This is a genomic window from Empedobacter sp. UBA6305, from assembly GCF_002440405.1.
GTDB classification, from domain to species: domain Bacteria; phylum Bacteroidota; class Bacteroidia; order Flavobacteriales; family Weeksellaceae; genus Empedobacter; species Empedobacter falsenii_B.
The window spans coordinates 181527-197699 of record NZ_DJTP01000050.1 but is presented as its reverse complement, the minus strand read 5'-3'; the positions used below and the strand labels follow the sequence as shown (position 1 = coordinate 197699).

The window sequence follows — 16173 nt, the reverse complement described above, 5'->3', positions numbered from 1 at the left end:
CGTTTTTTAGGGAAGATTACAATTCATTATATTATTTGGATTAATATCTTGTAATAAAAGCAATTATAAAACGATTCAATTTAGAAGTTTTTCTATGGAAATTCCGAAAGATTGGAAAAAAGTGAAATTAGGCGGAATTGATAGTGAAGTTGGAGGAATTATTACTCCAAATAATGATACATTAATTTATGATTATGGTTTACTTGCAGGCGGAGATTTTGATATTAATGCTAAAATTGCAGATAGTATTTTTACAACTATTTTAAATAATAATCCTGATTTAGAATTGGAAAAAATCTCTGAATTATATATCAATAAACTTCATAAAACAAATATTGATTCTATCGTACATTCAAAATACCAGATTTCTTATATTGTTATTGATCATCAAAAAGCAAAACTTATACAATCAAATCATCATAAATTAATTGCAGTTTATATGGATACTATTAAAAACTCAACTTCAAAATTTAATTTTATTGGTTACAATTTAGATGAAAAGTCACAAGAAGAATTTATAAATTCTATTAAAACAATCAAATTCAAAAAATAGATTTAAACTTGCTCAAACGTAGCTAAACAAATATCTTTGCAGCATGCGAATAGATATTATCACTGTTTTACCCGAATTATTAGTTAGTCCATTTTCTGCCTCGATTATGAAACGTGCGCAAGACAAAGGTTTAGCTGAAATTCATGTTCACGATTTGAGAGATTTTGGAAAAGGACGTTATCGTCATGTAGATGATTATCCGTACGGAGGAACTTCTGGAATGGTGATTATGTGCGAGCCTTTGGACAAAATGATTTCGAAATTGAAAGATGAACGAACTTATGATGAAATTATTTATTTGACGCCAGATGGTGAAACGTTGAATCAAACAATTGCGAATGATTTGTCGTTGAAAGGAAATCTTATGATGATTTGTGGACATTACAAGGGAATCGATCAACGTATTCGAGATATGTATGTGACGAGAGAAATTTCGATTGGCGATTATGTGCTTTCTGGTGGAGAATTTGGCGCAATTATTTTGGCTGATTCTATTATTCGTTTATTACCTGGCGTAATTGGTGATGAGACTTCTGCCCTTTCAGATTCGTTTCAAGATGATTTGTTAGCGCCACCAATTTATACGCGTCCTGCCGAATATAAAGGTCTAAAAGTTCCTGATGTTTTACTTTCGGGTAACTTTCCTAAAATTGAAGAATGGTTGCATGAAAAAGCAGTTGAACGTACAAAAGAACGTCGCCCAGATTTGTTAGAAAAAAGATCAAAATAAACTAAAAAAAGCTTNNAAGCTTTTTTTAGTTTATTTTATTTAATTCGATGAATATATTCAATTACTTTATCGTTAAAAATTTGTGGTTGATCGACATTCACAACATGTCCACAATCTTCGATAACAATCAATTCTGAATGTTTGGTATGTGCTTTTATTAATTCCTGAATCGAAGGCAAAAACATATGATCTTCTGCTCCCATCACATATAAAGTCGGAATATTTAATTCAATTTTTCGAAACCATTTTAGCAATGGATTGACATCCGCAGTGAGTTTGAACCATTTCAAAAATTCTTTTTGATACAATTTCTTCGCCTCATTGATAAATAATAGCCTTGACTCTTTGTGCGTATTCTTTGGCATGATAGCGAAAGCAAAAATTCGATACAAGATTAAATAAGGCAACATATGTTTGAATGTATTTCCAACGTTAATCAAAAATTGACATTGAAAATTAATTTTCATAATTGCGCCTCCCATCACCATTGATTTGAATCGCTCCGAATAATCTTCTGCCAATTGTCGAATCACAATCGTTCCCAAAGACATCCCAACAAAATGTGTTTTATCGATATTTAAATGATCTAAAACATCAATCACATCTTTTGAAACTGATTTGAAAGTATAACGTTTTTCGAAAAGCGCTTTCAAGTTTTTCTTAGAACGTCCATGTCCTCTCAAGTCCATTAACAAAACATTGAAATGTTTGCGAAATTCACGCAATTGCTTGAACCAAATCGTAGAACTTCCTCCTGCTCCATGAACAAAAGTCACCCATTCTGTGCTCGTTGGATGATTATATGTAGTGTATGCTAACAATTTTCTAAATAAGTTTTTGCAAAATTAAACTAAAAACTATGCCAAGCATAATAATTTCTAGGTTTTAAGAAATTTTTAATCTTCATCGTCGTCGTCATCTGTAAAAGAACTAGTCTTTTTCAAGTAAAAAACATCGTTCATCACTTCAGCTTTCACGTAATTTAGATTTTCTTGCTCTTTCATTCGATCTGTAAATAACGTTCCTGTTAAATGATCGTATTCGTGCTGAAAAATAACCGCTGTAAAACCTTCAACTGTTTCATCATGAAAATTTCCATCCAAATCATAATATGCCAATCGAAGAACCAAGCTTCTATACACTTTTCCGAAAATATCAGGAATAGACAAACAACCTTCGCGACCGTGACGAACAATGTCCGAATACCACGTGATTTTTGGATTGATAATAAACTCAAAAGGTTCGCCTTCTTTGTCAAAACGTTGCACCCAAACCGCGTTGCGATTAATTCCAATTTGTGGAGCTGCAATACCAACACCTTTACTTGCCTCGTCTTGAACCGTTGCATACATACGATCGGCCAATAATTTGATTAATGGATCTTTTGGATCAATATCAATAGAAGTTGATTTTAAGATTTTTGTATCTGCATCCGAAGTTGTTAATAAAACACGAAAAGGATCATAGGATTTCTTTTCTTTTATTAATGTTAATTCTGCCTTTGCTAATGGCGTATAAACAATGTTTTTCATATTTTTTGATTGAGCAAATAATGCAGAAGAACAAATCAATAAACTATAGGTTAATGTTTTTATCATTTTTTAAGTATCAATTTGTCTAAAGAATATTTTCCTGCGCCTGATAAAAATATAACTAAATAATTGATTAAGTAGAATAATCCCAATTCTTTTTTACCAAAATCATGATCTGCATGCACGATAAATACAGCAACTAACATTGTAATGATTAGTGGAATTACCGCCAAACGAGTAAATAATCCGACCAAAACTAAAAAAGCACAAAGTATTTCCGCAAAAACAGTTAAACCTAAAGAAATTTCTGGTCCAAGTCCAATTGGATCTCCAAATTCGAAATTTCCATTGATTAATTTTTGCAATTTTCCGAATCCGTGTGTAAACATAAATCCACCAGCAGCTAAACGTACTAATAACAATGATAAATCGATAAATGCTGGTTGATTTCCTAAAAGTTTAAATTTTGTGCTCATTTTTTTATTTTTTTTTCAAATATAAGTTCTAGTTTTTACGTTCACCTTTAAATAGATCAAGAAATTTACATTTTTGAATTAATTTTGGTTAATCTTTCTATTCAAGAAAAAAAAAAATACAACATATGTTAAAAAACATTGCTTTAATTACCATATTATTTTCAGGTTTTGCATTTGCTCAAAAATCTGAATTACAACAAAATGATGTTTTAGGAAATCCAACTTTTATCGAAGAATCGATGCAAAAAGCACGTATTCGCATGAAGTTTATTGAAGGTTATGAAACGGAATATTACACAAAATCAACGTATAATAAAGATGGTAATCCGACAAAACGTGATTATTTTGATGAAGCTGGAAATAAAACTTTTGCTGAAATATTTAATTATAATGAATCGAATAAATTGATTTCGAGAGAAATGAAAAACTATGACGAAAGTTTAGTTTTCAATTTTGATTATGAATATACAACAGACGGTTACATTGTCACGAAAAGCGAAAATGATGTCAATGTTTCTAAAACTGAATACAAATTAGACCAAAATCAGAATGTAACTTACGAAAGAGAAACTAATTTATTGGAAGATTCTGATGTTTTTATCGAAAAAACGTTTCAATATCAAAATGGATTTTTAGTCAAAACATTGGTGAAATATAACCAAGGAAATTATACGTTGAATTATAAAAACGACGCGAAAGGCAATCCTATAGAGGAAAATTATGTGGACAAAGACAATAAACAAGTCAATAAATATATTCGCAAATTTGATGAAAACAATAATATTATTGAAGAAACTGTGATTGATGAAGCAGGAAAAGTAAAGAATATTTCCACGATTAAATATCAATATGATAATCATAAAAATTGGGTCAAACGAACACAATTCGTCAAAGATATTGATCAACCAATTTCAAATACAACAAGAACAATACGTTACTAGAAATACAAGAGCCAAGTTAATTTGGCTCTTTTTTATTTGATTATTTAACTAAATGTTTTTAAATTTATTCAAATCAATTATTTAACTTCATCTATTATGATCAATAATGTGCAAGAATTTAATCGACTTTTTCAGTTATACCAAAAAGATAATCGTTTCAATTTGTACATAAATGATTATCCTAAAAATGAATTTTTGTTTCAATTTTATTCAGATGAAATTGAAGATTTAAATTTGGAATATGTTGATATTAATTCAAATTCTATCAAAAAAATGCATGATTATCGTGCAAAATTAAGTGATTTTTTTCAACCCGAAGAACTTCCAACACTAGAGATTAAATCAATTTCAGGTTATTTTAGTCATTTTGATTTTTATTTTATGACAAATGAAAAAACCTTTGTATTTAACTATATTCACCGCGATTTTTTGTCTCAATTAATTGATATTCTTCTTGCTGAATTAGATTGTAATTTTATCAGCCGATTAAAAACTGAACTTTTAATCAATTTGGAGTACGATTAAATTTTTTGTTAAACTTTTTCAGCGATATTTATTCGTTTTGAAAAGATTAATTAAGATTTATTTTTTGCGAAAACTGATCCAAAATATAATGTTTTACCTTTAATTATTATTTTGATGTAAAAGAGAATTTATACCAAGAATTGTGGAAGTCTTATTTTAATTGGACAACAATTGAAACAAGGAAAAATTCGATGTTACTAATCCAAATGATGCCAAAACGCTTTTGGAAACACTTGACAGAGTATAAAATATCAATATTCAGAAAAATATACCTATCAATATAATTATGAGTAAAACTTATTTATCTCCATTTATCCATCTCGAAACGGACTGAGAAAATGTTAGAATATAATCCTAAACCGCTGTCTCCAAAGTTTGTCAAAGCATAATCAATCGAGATTCCTTTGTATTTGAAACCTACCCCAACATTTGGCTGAATTTGAGTTTTATCTTTTCCATCAAATTGCGAAATCTTCTGTAAATTGTTCAATCCTCCACGTACAAAAACCATGTCATCATAACCTAATTCAAGACCAACTTGTGGCGAAATCGAAAATCCTTTTCCAGAAATTGCGGCATTCGTTTGTTGAAATTCGATATTCATATCAACCTCTCCCAATAACGAAACTCGTTCATTAAAATCAAAACGTTTTCCAACTCCAAATTGCAATTTAGGCATTGTTAATTCGATATTCTCTCCAGGTAAATCATTCAAAATTGTTGGCTCACCTTCATTATTTGGTTCGTCAATCGTGATTTCTTTTACCTTTTGTTTATTGATACTCCACGCATTGAAAGTTGTTGTAATATCTCGTGCCATCAAACCAAAATACATTTTATTATCGGTACGATATTGCAAACCAAGATCTAAACCGAAACCAAATCCTTGCGCAAATTTCCCAATATGTCGATAAACGATTTTAGCATTTGCACCAAACTGAATATCTTTATTATTAAAGACATTTCCCGCATAAGACATTGTTAAAGCATAGTCTGCTGTAGAAAATTTAGAGATTTTATCGTAATTAATATTTCCTTGATTATCAATCAATTCTGTTGTATTCAAAATATTATCAACACCAAAACGTGTAAACGAAAATGCAATCGTAGAATTACTTTCTCTCAACGGAATTGCAACCGCCGCATAATCAAATTTTGCAATCGACTGAAAATATTCAGCATGCATTGCTGCAGCTTCCCAATCATAGGTAATTTCCGTTAATCCAGCAGGATTCCAATAAGCCGCATTTGCATTTCCAATATTCGCCACAACCGCATTACCCATTGCAAACGAGCGCGCATCTGCACCAATATTCAAAAACTCGTTCGAATATTTGCGTGTGGTTTGAGAAAAAGCAAATTGACTTGCCAGAACAGATAATATAAGGAATGTCTTTTTCAAAATTGATGAATTACGAATATAAAAACTCAAAAATAGTGGTTTTATTGTGTTTAAAAAGGATTCAGATTAATTTTTGTTTGTATTTTTGCGATGAAAAATTCATTTATGAAATTATTTACAATTCCAAATTTTCTAACACTACTTAATCTTTCATGTGGTGTATTATCAGCCATTTTCATGATTTCGAGCAATGCTCAAATCACAACTACCACAGTTACAATTGTGATGGTTTTGATGTTGATTTCATTAGTTGCTGATTTTTTGGACGGAATGGTTGCACGACTAATGAATATTGGTAGCCCGATTGGAAAAGAATTGGATTCTTTGGCAGATTGTATTTCGTTTGGTGTTGTACCAGGATTGATGTTATTTTCGATGTTTAATCATTTTTCAACTGATTTTATTTATGAAAATGAGAATTTAAAAATTGCTGCAATTTCATTATTTGCTTTTTTAGTTCCTGCTTTTTCGGCGTTACGATTAGCAAAATTTAATTTAGATGAAGATCAAGCAACGTATTTCAAAGGTTTGGCAACACCATCAAATACCTTATTTATTTTCTCATTATTTTCTATCTATTACAATAATGGACAAATTATAAATCCATCTCTTGATCCGTATTTATTAATTGCCGTTTCTATTGTATTTAGTGTTTTATTAATTGTCGATTTACCATTATTTGCCTTAAAATTTAAAGGATTGAGTTGGGCAGAAAATTATTATAAATATATTTTCTTAATCATTACATTAGGTTTAGTGGCTTGGTTGCAAGTTGCTGCAATTCCGCTAATCATCTTATTGTACATCCTTATCTCAATCATTTTTAGAAAAGAAATTACAAAATGAAATTAACTAAAAATATCTGTTTCTTTGATTTAGAAACAACTGGAACTAATGTTTCAAAAGACCGTATTGTTGAAATCTCTATCGTGAAAGCTTTGACAGACGGTTCAAAAGAAGTAAAAACTTGGAAAGTTAATCCTGGAATTCCAATTCCACCAGAAACAACTTTAATCCACGGAATTTCTGACGAAGATGTTGCCGATGCGCCTTCTTTCAAAGAACTTGCCCCTGCGATTATGGAAATGATTAAAGATTCTGATTTGGCAGGATATAATTCAAATCGTTTTGATATTCCACTTTTAGCAGAAGAATTATTACGTAATGGTTTTGATTTTGATTTATCAAAACATCGTCCAATTGATGTGCAAGTGATTTATCATAAAATGGAACCTCGCAATTTAAGCGCTGCTTATAAGTATTATTGCGATAAAGATTTGATTGATGCACATTCTGCGGAAGCTGATACAATTGCGACTTACGAAGTTTTGATGGCGCAAATCGAGAAATATGACGAGCTTGAAAATGACAATAAATTTTTGAGCGAATTTTCTTCTCAACGCAAAACGGCTGATTTAGCTGGATTTATTCAGTACAATGATAAAGACCAAGAAATTATTTCGTTTGGCAAGTATAAAGGACAAGTTGTGACGGATATCTTTGCGAAAGATCCAGGTTATTATGCGTGGATTCAGAATGCCGATTTTCCTTTATATACAAAGAAAGTTTTTACTCGAATCAAATTACAAAACGGTTTTTAAGCGATGAAAATTATTTGTGTCGGACGAAATTACGTCGAACATGCAAAAGAATTAGATAATCCAATTCCAGAATCGCCTATGTTTTTTATGAAACCAGATTCGGCCATTTTAAGAAAGGGTTTTCCTTTTGTTATTCCAAGTTTTACGAAAGAAGTTCATTTTGAAACGGAAATTGTAATTAAAATTGATCGAGTTGGAAAAATGATTCAACCTCAATTTGCAGATCGTTATTTTTCAGAAATCGGTTTAGGAATTGATTTTACAGCGCGCGATGTACAACAAGAATTGAAAGAAAAGCGTTTTCCTTGGGAAATTGCGAAAGCTTTTGATGGTTCTGCATTTGCTTCTGATTTTCATCCAAAAGAAAATTTTGATTTAGAAAATCTTACATTCAAATTAGATCGAAATGGAGAAAATGTACAAACAGGAAATTCAAAAGATATGATTTTTCATATCAATACCTTAATTGCTGAATGTTCTAAATATTTTACCTTGAAAAAAGGTGATTTAATTTTTACTGGTACACCAGCGGGAGTTTCTAAAATCAATTCAAAAGATACCTTAGAAGGTTATTTGAATGATGAAAAAGTATTCGAAATAAAAGTATTGTAATCATTAAAAAAGAGAAATATATTTTCATTTGTTATTATATTTTATTGTTTTCTTGTAAAAAAGAAAACAATATTGTTACACCTGTAATTCATGAGAATGTAATAACAATGAATTCAATTTCTGATAATTACGATTCGATTACTACTAAAGTGAAGAAACTTGGTGATGAAGAAGCTTATTCAGAATTATTTTATCATTTAAAAGATTCAAATTTTGAAGGTAGAACAGATTCTTTAATGGTTTATTCAAAAATAATGGCAGAAAAATATCACTTTGAAAAAGCTTATATAGATTATTTGGATGCTATAACTGAAAAATATGGAATAGAAAATGATATTGGAAATTATTCAACAATTAACCTTTCAAAATTAAAATCTAAAGAAAAGCATGAAATTATTGATTGGCTTTCTAAAATGGTTGAAAAAGGAATAATTACAGAAAAACAATTTCAAGAAGTTAAAAAATAATAAAAGAGCGAAATTTCGCTCTTTTATTATTTATACCACTACTTTTAATCAGAAATAAAATTAAGAATGGAAGACTATCTAAAAATAGAAGAAAAACTACAAAATGATTTTAATTTATTGAAATCTAAAAAGAATAAAATCAGCAATATCAGGCTTGTTGCATTTATTATTTCGGTTGTATTTTTCTTGCTTTACGTCACGTCGAGCAACAATTTATATTTGATTATTTCTTCTATTTTATTTATAGTTTTCATCGTTTTAGTGGTTAAAACTTCTAAAATTTCTTCGGAACTCAATTATTCAATTCAAGCTTTAGAAATTATTAATCAAATAAAATCTGATGATTCTATCGATCCATTTGTTGAAGATAATTCTCAGTTCAATAATGTTTACAACAAAGATTTAGATATTTTGGAAGGAAATTCAATCTTCAATCGGATCAATAAAACGCAAACTCGAATTGGAAATTTACAGTTGAAACATTTTTTATCGAATTTGATTTTAGACAAATCAGAAATTATTGATAGACAAAATGCATTTACAGAATTGGCTGAAAAAAGAAATTGGATAGTGACATTTTTGACATTTACAAAGCGATTAAACATGAATCAATCTTCAATTTTTGTGTTCGAAAATCGTGTATTCAATACTGATTCAATAAAATTATTTCCACTCATCTTTTCTGTTCTGAATATTTTGTGTTTTATCGCTTTAGCAATTATTGGTTTTCCGAAAGAAATTGTTTTTTATTGGATTTTAGGTGCAGTCATTGTTTCGAATGCAATTTACATGTTTTATAAGCAACAACTAAGACGAATTGTGGCTTATACGACAATGAAAGCAGATGAATTGGATAATTTATATGAAGTTTTTCGACATATTGAAGAAGAAAAATTTGAATCAAAACTAAATGTTGAAATTCAAAATACATTTGTAAATCCTTTCAAATCATCGGATTTAATCAAGACAATTTCTTCAACAAAAGAAACTTTAGATGCAGCAAATTTCCCGATTTTAGGCTTTGTATTAAATACTTTTTTCTTATGGCGATTACATTATTCGATCAAATTTGAAAATGAAGTTCAAAAAACGGTTCATCAAATCAAACCTTGGTTAGATGAATTGGCGAAATTAGAGGCCTTCGTTTCTTTTGCTATTTTCAATGATAAACATACATCATTTACATATCCCGAAATTGTAGATGAACCTTATGAATTAAAAATTACGAATGGTTTTCACCTTTTATTAGATGAAAAAACAGTTGTGAAAAATGATTTTGAAACAAATCGTCCAAACAATATTGCGATTATTACAGGGGCAAATATGGCTGGAAAAAGTACTTTTTTGAGAACAGTTGGAACAAATTTGGTTTTAGCGATGAACGGCGCAAAAGTGAGTGCAGAAAAAATGTCGTTTTACCCAATGGATTTATTTACAAGTATCAGAACGGTTGATAATTTGTCTTCTGGCGATTCTTATTTCAAAAATGAAATTAATAAATTGAAAATTTTGATTGAACGTTTAGAAAATGATCAACCACAAATCATCATTTTAGATGAGATTTTAAAAGGAACAAATTCAGAAGATAAACTAATTGGTTCACAAAAATTTTTAGAAAAATTGATTAAATCTCCCACAAAATTGATTGGTTTTATCGCTACTCACGATTTAGAATTAACGAAAATGGAAGGTGAAAACCCGGATCATATTATTAATTATTGTTTCGAATTAAAAAACGTGGACAACAATTATTATTCAGATTATAAATTAAGAAAAGGCACAACCAAAATGATGAATGCCATTTTCTTAATGAAACAATTTAAGATTATTGATTAATCTTAAATTGTTAATTCAAATTCTTTAATAAAATTTGCATCAATCGCATTAAAATCATCTACAATACAATTTGCTTTTGAAATATCTTGTTGTTTCGAATTTTCACTTTTGTAACCTAAACAATACAAATTCGCACGGGAAGCCGCTTCCACTCCGTTTTTACTATCTTCGATAACTATACATTCAGCATGTTTAGATTTAGCCAAATCAGCTGCATGTAGAAAAATAGCAGGATCTGGTTTTGACTTCGGAAAGTTTTCGCCAGAAATTTTATGTGTAAAATATTGATTCAACTCAAAACGATTAAAAACTCGATCAATTGTCGATTTTGAAGCCGAGGACGCCAAAATCAGTTCGATTCCATTACTGTATAAATCTTTAATCAAACTCTCAACCCCGTAAATCAAATACAAATCAGGTTTTGTGTCAAAAGCTTCATTAAAGATGTTACGTTTTCTCAAAACCAAATCGTTCACTTCTTCTTTCAGATCAAATTTATCTTTCAGAATTTGATAAACATTCTTTGTCGATTGTCCTGTAAATGTAGCAAATAATTCTTCCGTAACTGGAATATTCAGTTCTTTATAATGTTCGAAATAAGCATATTTATGTACTGGTTCTGTATCGACGATTACGCCGTCCATATCGAAAATTACAGTTTTAATCATTATTGTTTTGTTTCTACAAAATTAACTTTTTTAAGAGAATAATGTAAAAGTTTAAACTTTAGAATGATTTTAAATTAACCAAATATCTTACTCATACAAAGCAATATATATAATTATTATTCGATTAAAAATGTTAAAACTTAACATTAAGATAACATTTGCACGCTTTTTGTAAAATAGATGGTATAACAAAGTTAAAAACTGAAAATTTAATAAAAATGAAAAAAGTATTATTAGTTGCTGTAATGGCATTAGGAATTTCTCAAGTAAATGCTCAAAACTATAAAAATGCTTTAGGTGTTGTTGTAGATTTAGGAGATGGAGAAACATTAGTAGGTCCACAATTCAAACACTCTTTTGATGGTAAAAACGCTGGTAATGTACAGGTGATGTTTGGAGATCATGTTACTGTTTTAGGTGCAGATTATACATATAATCAACCGTTTTCTGGTACAAACGGATTAGGATGGTATGTAGGGGTTGGACCTCAATTAAAATTTGTAGATAAAGGATATTATGAAGATAAAACAATATTTGGTATTCGTCCACAAGCAGGTTTAGAATATAAAATTCCATCTGCTCCTTTGGCTTTACATTTTGATTGGAAGCCTGATTGGAGATTATCAAATGATTCAGATTTTGAAGCTGGTCGTTTTTCTTTAGGATTTAAATATACATTTAACTAATCTAAAGTTAGAAATAATATGAGCCACTCGTTTTGAGTGGCTTTTTTTTATAAGTAAAATCATAAAACATTGGCTTAAATTAATTTTATTCCTATAAATTAATCGCTATTTTTGAAAGATTTTGGATTTTATCTAAGACCAATTATAGATTAACACTATTATTTGATTATTCAAGATATAATTCCGAATTTTAACTTAGTATTAGATTTAATAACATTTATAGAAGATGAAACAATTAATTGGGACAGGAGTTGCTTTGGTTACGCCTTTTCAACAAGATGGTACCGTAGATTATGCTGCATTAGAAAATTTAGTAAACTATAGTATCGATGGCGGTGTTGAGTATTTAGTTATTTTGGGAACTACTGCAGAAGCAGCAACACTTACAAAGGATGAAAAGAAACAGGTAATTGAAACAATAAAGAAGGCGAATGCTAATCGTGTTCCGATGGTTTTGGGTATTGGAGGTAACAATACGGCAGAAGTTATTAATGAATATCAAGAAACAGATTTGAGTGATTATATCGCAGTTCTTACAGTTTCTCCTTATTATAATAAACCAAATCAAGAAGGAATTTACCAACATTATAAAGCGATTGCAGAAAGTACAGATGCTAACATCATTTTGTATAATGTTCCTGGTAGAACGGGTTCTAATATCTCAGCAGATACAACAATTCGTTTGGCAAATGAATTCAAAAATATTGTTGCGATTAAAGAAGCTTCACCAGATTTCTTACAATCAACAGATATTATTCGTAAAAACACACGCGAAGATTTCAATATTATTTCTGGTGATGATGAATTCGCAGTTCCAATGACTTTAGCTGGAGGTTCTGGTGTTATTTCTGTTATTGGACAAGGTGTTCCAACTGTTTTTACAGATATGATTCGCAAAGCAATCAACAAAGAAGTTGTTGCTGCTTACGAAGGTCATTACAAAGTTGTAGAAATTACACGTGCTATCTTCGAGGAAGGAAATCCTTGCGGAATAAAAGCTGTTTTAGATAACAAAGGCATTTGTAAACCATTTACAAGATTACCTTTAGTTCCAGCATCAGCTAACTTGACAACAAAAATTAACCAATTATTATCAAACATCTAAAAAAATAAAGCTATGATAAAAGATACAATATTAGACGCATTAAACAAACAAATAAAATTAGAAGGAGATTCTTCTCAATTATATTTAGCTATGGCTTCTTGGGCAGAAGTGAAAGGTTTGGAAGGAACTGCAAATTTCTTGTACTCGCATGCAGACGAAGAACGTATGCATATGTTAAAATTAATTAAATTTATTAACGAAAGAGGCGGAAAAGCGTTTGTTCCACAAATTGAAGAACCAAAACAAGATTTCACAACATTAAAAGAAGTTTTTACTGCAATTTTAAACCACGAATGCTTTGTTTCTGAATCAATTAACGAAATTGTAGGCTTAACATTAGAAGAAAGAGATTATTCAACTCACAATTTCTTGCAATGGTATGTTTCTGAGCAAATTGAAGAAGAAAAATTAGCAAGAAATATCTTAGATAAGCTAGAAATGATTGGATCTGACAAAGGAGGTTTATATCTATTTGATCGTGATATAGTTACATTAAATACAGACACAACAGCGGAATAAATCAAAACTTTGAGATTTTATTAAGAGGATAAGAAAAAAATATTTTATACTTTAGTCCTCAAATTTTATTAAATTTGCAGAATGTTTAAAAAACTAAGCTTAGTAGTTTTAATTGGCGCTTCTTTAGTGTCTTGTAACAAGACCTATAACAAAGCGATGAAAAGTACGGATAAAGACGAAATCTTTACATTGGCTACACAATTGTATCAAGATGGTAAATATGATTTGGCAAACGAATTGTATGAAAAAATTTCTACATCATTTGTAGGAACAGAAAAATCTGCGGACATTGCCTATAATATGGCACAAGGTAACTTTAACGAAAAAAGTTTCCGTTTAGCAGGACATCAATTCAAAAGCTTTGCAGGAGCTTATCCTATGGATAGCCGTGCAGAAGAAGCTTTATTCAAATCGGCATTTTCTTATTACAAAGATTCGCCAAAATATGACTTGGATCAAACAAGTACGTACACAGCAATCAGTGAGTTACAAGGATTTATCAATTCGTATCCAGAATCAGCACACGTTGCAGAAGCGAATAATTATATTACAGAACTTAGACAAAAATTAGAATTAAAGTCTTTCGAAATTTCTAAAGTTTATTACAAAACAATGAAATATAAGGCTGCTGGAGTTTCTTTTGACAATATGGTTGATGAATATCCAGATTCTAAATTTCGTGAAGAAGCAATGATGTATTCATTACGTTCTAAAACAGAATTGGCGTTAAATTTCTCTCGTATCGAGAACAAAGATTTACGTTTACAAGATGCCAGAACGCAATATCTTTTGTTAACAAGATATTATCCGCAAACAAAATTTAAAGCAGAAGCTGATAAATTGATGGAGAAAATCGACAAAGATATGGTTGAGACTAAAAAACAATTAGCTGATATAGAAGTAGCTAAAAAGAAATTTGAAGCTGATCAAGCTGAATTAAGCAAAGAGCAAAATAATAAATAATAGTAAAATATATAAAATTCTTTCATTATGAATTTCAAGGATATCGGTGCAGCACCAACAACACAAACTTATGATCGTAATAAAATCGATGAGAAAACAGGAAACTTATACGAATCGATTGTAATTATGGGTAAAAGAGCAGAACAAATTAACCAAGAAATGAAAACTGAATTAATTCAGAAATTGGATGAGTTTGCTGCACATACAGATTCTTTAGAAGAAGTTTTTGAAAACAGAGAGCAAATCGAAGTTTCAAAATTCTACGAAAGATTACCAAAACCGACTTCTATTGCGGTTAAGGAATGGTTAGACAATGACGTATATTACAGAAATCCAAATGAGGATAAATAATGTCTGTTTTACATAGTAAAAAAATTCTTTTGGCAGTTTCTGCCGGAATAGCGGCCTACAAAGCCGCTTTTCTTGTTAGAGGGCTTATCAAAAAAGGAGCAGATGTCAAAGTTATTATGACACCAGAAGCTCAAAACTTCGTTACCCCACTTACACTTTCCACGCTTTCCAAACATCCAGTTGAATGGGAGTTTTTTGGCGATAAAGGTGATTGGAATAATCATGTAGAATATGCACTTTGGGCAGATTATATGATTATTGCACCTTGTACAGCAAATACACTTTCTCATATGGCAGATGGAACGTGTGATAATTTGGTTTTAGCTACTTATCTTTCGGCTAAATGTCCTGTATATTTTGCTCCAGCAATGGATTTGGATATGTACAAACATCCATCAACTTTAGAAAATATTGCTAAATTAGAATCTTTCGGAAATATTTGTATTCCTGCCGAAGCTGGTGAATTAGCAAGTGGATTAATTGGAGAAGGTAGAATGGCTGAACCTGAAAACATTATTGCGTTTTTGGAAAGTACAATCGAAGCTACTCTCCCACTTCACGGAAAAAAAGTAGTAGTTTCTGCTGGTCCTACATACGAAAACTTAGATCCTGTTCGTTTTATAGGTAATTATTCTTCGGGAAAAATGGGATTCGAGATTGCAAAAGCTGCTGCTAATTTGGGTGCAAAAGTTACCTTGGTTAGTGGTCCAAGTCACGAATCTGTTACAGGTTTTCCTATCGATCGAATAAATGTTGTTTCTGCTCGTGATATGTACGAAGCGATGTACGCTAATTTTGCTGATGCTGATGCTGTGGTAATGTCAGCGGCTGTTGCAGATTATCGTCCAAAAAAAATGGCTGAGCATAAAATTAAGAAAGAAAACGATGATAATTTAATTATCGAATTGGTGAAAAATCCTGATATTCTAAAATCGTTAGGCGAAATCAAAACACATCAATTATTGGTTGGTTTTGCATTAGAGACGAATAACGAAGAAGAATATGCAAAGAAAAAATTAGCCAAAAAGAATCTTGATTTTATTGTTCTTAATTCGATGCAAGATAAAGAAGCTGGTTTTCAGAAGAATACAAACAAAATTACAATTATTGATAAAGATTTATCGATGCAACAATTTGATGCAAAATCAAAAACAGATGTTGCAAAAGATATTTTGAATGTCATTTTAAATAAGTTATAAAATTTAT

Annotated in this window: 20 protein-coding genes and 1 pseudogene; 16 read left to right on the top strand and 5 right to left on the bottom strand. The window is 30.2% G+C overall.

The annotated features are described in order from the left end of the window. Positions 1-94: 94 nt before the first annotated feature. Positions 95-553 (top strand): hypothetical protein, encoded by a 459-nt coding sequence (locus B3M86_RS13870; RefSeq protein ID WP_291048257.1) that lies wholly within the window; start codon positions 95-97, stop codon positions 551-553. 43 nt (positions 554-596) lie between these two features. After that, a complete protein-coding gene (gene trmD / locus B3M86_RS13865; protein ID WP_125349373.1) occupies positions 597-1283 on the top strand; it encodes a tRNA (guanosine(37)-N1)-methyltransferase TrmD in 687 nt (228 codons plus the stop codon). A 35-nt stretch (positions 1284-1318) separates the two neighbouring features. Here the strand turns inward: trmD and B3M86_RS13860 are convergent, their stop codons facing one another. From B3M86_RS13860 to B3M86_RS13850, 3 genes are all read right to left on the bottom strand, one after another. Beyond that, a complete protein-coding gene (locus B3M86_RS13860; protein WP_291048260.1) occupies positions 1319-2104 on the bottom strand; it encodes an alpha/beta fold hydrolase in 786 nt (261 codons plus the stop codon). A gap of 75 nt (positions 2105-2179) precedes the next feature. Continuing rightward, positions 2180-2881: a peptide deformylase gene (gene def, locus B3M86_RS13855; RefSeq protein WP_219034603.1), complete on the bottom strand. Its 702-nt coding sequence runs from the start codon at positions 2879-2881 to the stop codon at positions 2180-2182. Next, positions 2878-3291, bottom strand: a complete 414-nt coding sequence (locus B3M86_RS13850) for a DoxX family protein (RefSeq protein ID WP_180904370.1) — start codon at positions 3289-3291, stop codon at positions 2878-2880. Before B3M86_RS13850 ends, def begins: the two co-directional genes overlap by 4 nt. A gap of 125 nt (positions 3292-3416) precedes the next feature. Here B3M86_RS13850 and B3M86_RS13845 point away from each other — a divergent pair, with 125 nt between their 5' ends. From B3M86_RS13845 to B3M86_RS13925, 3 genes and pseudogenes are all read left to right on the top strand, one after another. Beyond that, on the top strand, positions 3417-4232 hold the full coding sequence (locus tag B3M86_RS13845; protein WP_291075999.1) for a hypothetical protein: 816 nt from the start codon (positions 3417-3419) through the stop codon (positions 4230-4232). Positions 4233-4328: 96 nt separating this feature from the next. After that, positions 4329-4757: a hypothetical protein gene (locus B3M86_RS13840; RefSeq protein ID WP_286494833.1), complete on the top strand. Its 429-nt coding sequence runs from the start codon at positions 4329-4331 to the stop codon at positions 4755-4757. 122 nt (positions 4758-4879) lie between these two features. Then, positions 4880-5041: pseudogene (locus tag B3M86_RS13925) on the top strand (DUF4130 domain-containing protein); the annotation flags it as partial. A gap of 17 nt (positions 5042-5058) precedes the next feature. Here B3M86_RS13925 and B3M86_RS13835 read toward each other — a convergent pair. Beyond that, positions 5059-6159, bottom strand: a complete 1101-nt coding sequence (locus B3M86_RS13835) for a PorV/PorQ family protein (protein ID WP_286494835.1) — start codon at positions 6157-6159, stop codon at positions 5059-5061. 105 nt (positions 6160-6264) lie between these two features. Between B3M86_RS13835 and B3M86_RS13830 the strand changes: the two genes are divergently transcribed. The 5 genes from B3M86_RS13830 to B3M86_RS13810 all read left to right on the top strand — a co-directional run bounded on the left by B3M86_RS13830 (position 6265) and on the right by B3M86_RS13810 (position 10675). After that, positions 6265-7005, top strand: coding sequence for a CDP-alcohol phosphatidyltransferase family protein (locus B3M86_RS13830; protein WP_286473582.1), 741 nt, complete (start codon positions 6265-6267; stop codon positions 7003-7005). Further along, entirely contained in the window at positions 7002-7760 is a 759-nt protein-coding gene (locus tag B3M86_RS13825; RefSeq protein WP_038334216.1) for a 3'-5' exonuclease, read from the top strand. Before B3M86_RS13830 ends, B3M86_RS13825 begins: the two co-directional genes overlap by 4 nt. A 3-nt stretch (positions 7761-7763) precedes the next feature. Beyond that, positions 7764-8372 (top strand): fumarylacetoacetate hydrolase family protein, encoded by a 609-nt coding sequence (locus B3M86_RS13820; RefSeq protein WP_115000569.1) that lies wholly within the window; start codon positions 7764-7766, stop codon positions 8370-8372. A gap of 107 nt (positions 8373-8479) precedes the next feature. Continuing rightward, the gene (locus tag B3M86_RS13815) at positions 8480-8839 is read left to right on the top strand and encodes a hypothetical protein (protein WP_286494836.1); all 360 of its coding nucleotides are present in this window, start codon (positions 8480-8482) and stop codon (positions 8837-8839) included. Positions 8840-8905: 66 nt separating this feature from the next. Then, on the top strand, positions 8906-10675 hold the full coding sequence (locus B3M86_RS13810) for a MutS-related protein (RefSeq protein WP_291076001.1): 1770 nt from the start codon (positions 8906-8908) through the stop codon (positions 10673-10675). Between the two features lie 2 nt (positions 10676-10677). Here the strand turns inward: B3M86_RS13810 and B3M86_RS13805 are convergent, their stop codons facing one another. Next, positions 10678-11343, bottom strand: a complete 666-nt coding sequence (locus tag B3M86_RS13805; RefSeq protein ID WP_291076003.1) for an HAD family hydrolase — start codon at positions 11341-11343, stop codon at positions 10678-10680. Between the two features lie 218 nt (positions 11344-11561). On the opposite strand from B3M86_RS13805, the gene B3M86_RS13800 reads away from it, so the two are divergent. From B3M86_RS13800 to coaBC, 6 genes are all read left to right on the top strand, one after another. Further along, positions 11562-12029 (top strand): hypothetical protein, encoded by a 468-nt coding sequence (locus B3M86_RS13800; protein ID WP_225540007.1) that lies wholly within the window; start codon positions 11562-11564, stop codon positions 12027-12029. Positions 12030-12255: 226 nt separating this feature from the next. Continuing rightward, on the top strand, positions 12256-13134 hold the full coding sequence (gene dapA / locus B3M86_RS13795) for a 4-hydroxy-tetrahydrodipicolinate synthase (RefSeq protein ID WP_291059917.1): 879 nt from the start codon (positions 12256-12258) through the stop codon (positions 13132-13134). A 12-nt stretch (positions 13135-13146) separates the two neighbouring features. Beyond that, positions 13147-13653: a ferritin gene (locus B3M86_RS13790; protein ID WP_219034611.1), complete on the top strand. Its 507-nt coding sequence runs from the start codon at positions 13147-13149 to the stop codon at positions 13651-13653. Positions 13654-13734: 81 nt separating this feature from the next. Continuing rightward, positions 13735-14616, top strand: coding sequence for an outer membrane protein assembly factor BamD (locus tag B3M86_RS13785; protein ID WP_038334250.1), 882 nt, complete (start codon positions 13735-13737; stop codon positions 14614-14616). 27 nt (positions 14617-14643) lie between these two features. Next, on the top strand, positions 14644-14967 hold the full coding sequence (locus B3M86_RS13780; RefSeq protein WP_019973784.1) for a DNA-directed RNA polymerase subunit omega: 324 nt from the start codon (positions 14644-14646) through the stop codon (positions 14965-14967). Then, positions 14967-16166: a bifunctional phosphopantothenoylcysteine decarboxylase/phosphopantothenate--cysteine ligase CoaBC gene (gene coaBC, locus B3M86_RS13775; protein WP_286494839.1), complete on the top strand. Its 1200-nt coding sequence runs from the start codon at positions 14967-14969 to the stop codon at positions 16164-16166. Before B3M86_RS13780 ends, coaBC begins: the two co-directional genes overlap by 1 nt. The last annotated feature ends 7 nt before the right edge of the window (positions 16167-16173 follow it).

What these genes read in the sequence shown, in the direction of transcription:
- dapA (WP_291059917.1), top strand. Translation starts at nt 12,256, where the DNA reads ATGAAACAATTAATTGGGACAGGAGTTGCTTTGGTTACGCCTTTTCAA.
- B3M86_RS13810 (WP_291076001.1), top strand. Translation starts at nt 8,906, where the DNA reads ATGGAAGACTATCTAAAAATAGAAGAAAAACTACAAAATGATTTTAAT.
- B3M86_RS13845 (WP_291075999.1), top strand. Translation starts at nt 3,417, where the DNA reads ATGTTAAAAAACATTGCTTTAATTACCATATTATTTTCAGGTTTTGCA.
- coaBC (WP_286494839.1), top strand. Translation starts at nt 14,967, where the DNA reads ATGTCTGTTTTACATAGTAAAAAAATTCTTTTGGCAGTTTCTGCCGGA.
- B3M86_RS13800 (WP_225540007.1), top strand. Translation starts at nt 11,562, where the DNA reads ATGAAAAAAGTATTATTAGTTGCTGTAATGGCATTAGGAATTTCTCAA.
- trmD (WP_125349373.1), top strand. Translation starts at nt 597, where the DNA reads ATGCGAATAGATATTATCACTGTTTTACCCGAATTATTAGTTAGTCCA.
- B3M86_RS13840 (WP_286494833.1), top strand. Translation starts at nt 4,329, where the DNA reads ATGATCAATAATGTGCAAGAATTTAATCGACTTTTTCAGTTATACCAA.
- B3M86_RS13790 (WP_219034611.1), top strand. Translation starts at nt 13,147, where the DNA reads ATGATAAAAGATACAATATTAGACGCATTAAACAAACAAATAAAATTA.
- B3M86_RS13870 (WP_291048257.1), top strand. Translation starts at nt 95, where the DNA reads ATGGAAATTCCGAAAGATTGGAAAAAAGTGAAATTAGGCGGAATTGAT.
- B3M86_RS13785 (WP_038334250.1), top strand. Translation starts at nt 13,735, where the DNA reads ATGTTTAAAAAACTAAGCTTAGTAGTTTTAATTGGCGCTTCTTTAGTG.
- def (WP_219034603.1), bottom strand. Translation starts at nt 2,881, where the DNA reads ATGATAAAAACATTAACCTATAGTTTATTGATTTGTTCTTCTGCATTA.
- B3M86_RS13815 (WP_286494836.1), top strand. Translation starts at nt 8,480, where the DNA reads ATGAATTCAATTTCTGATAATTACGATTCGATTACTACTAAAGTGAAG.
- B3M86_RS13820 (WP_115000569.1), top strand. Translation starts at nt 7,764, where the DNA reads ATGAAAATTATTTGTGTCGGACGAAATTACGTCGAACATGCAAAAGAA.
- B3M86_RS13830 (WP_286473582.1), top strand. Translation starts at nt 6,265, where the DNA reads ATGAAATTATTTACAATTCCAAATTTTCTAACACTACTTAATCTTTCA.
- B3M86_RS13850 (WP_180904370.1), bottom strand. Translation starts at nt 3,291, where the DNA reads ATGAGCACAAAATTTAAACTTTTAGGAAATCAACCAGCATTTATCGAT.
- B3M86_RS13805 (WP_291076003.1), bottom strand. Translation starts at nt 11,343, where the DNA reads ATGATTAAAACTGTAATTTTCGATATGGACGGCGTAATCGTCGATACA.
- B3M86_RS13825 (WP_038334216.1), top strand. Translation starts at nt 7,002, where the DNA reads ATGAAATTAACTAAAAATATCTGTTTCTTTGATTTAGAAACAACTGGA.
- B3M86_RS13780 (WP_019973784.1), top strand. Translation starts at nt 14,644, where the DNA reads ATGAATTTCAAGGATATCGGTGCAGCACCAACAACACAAACTTATGAT.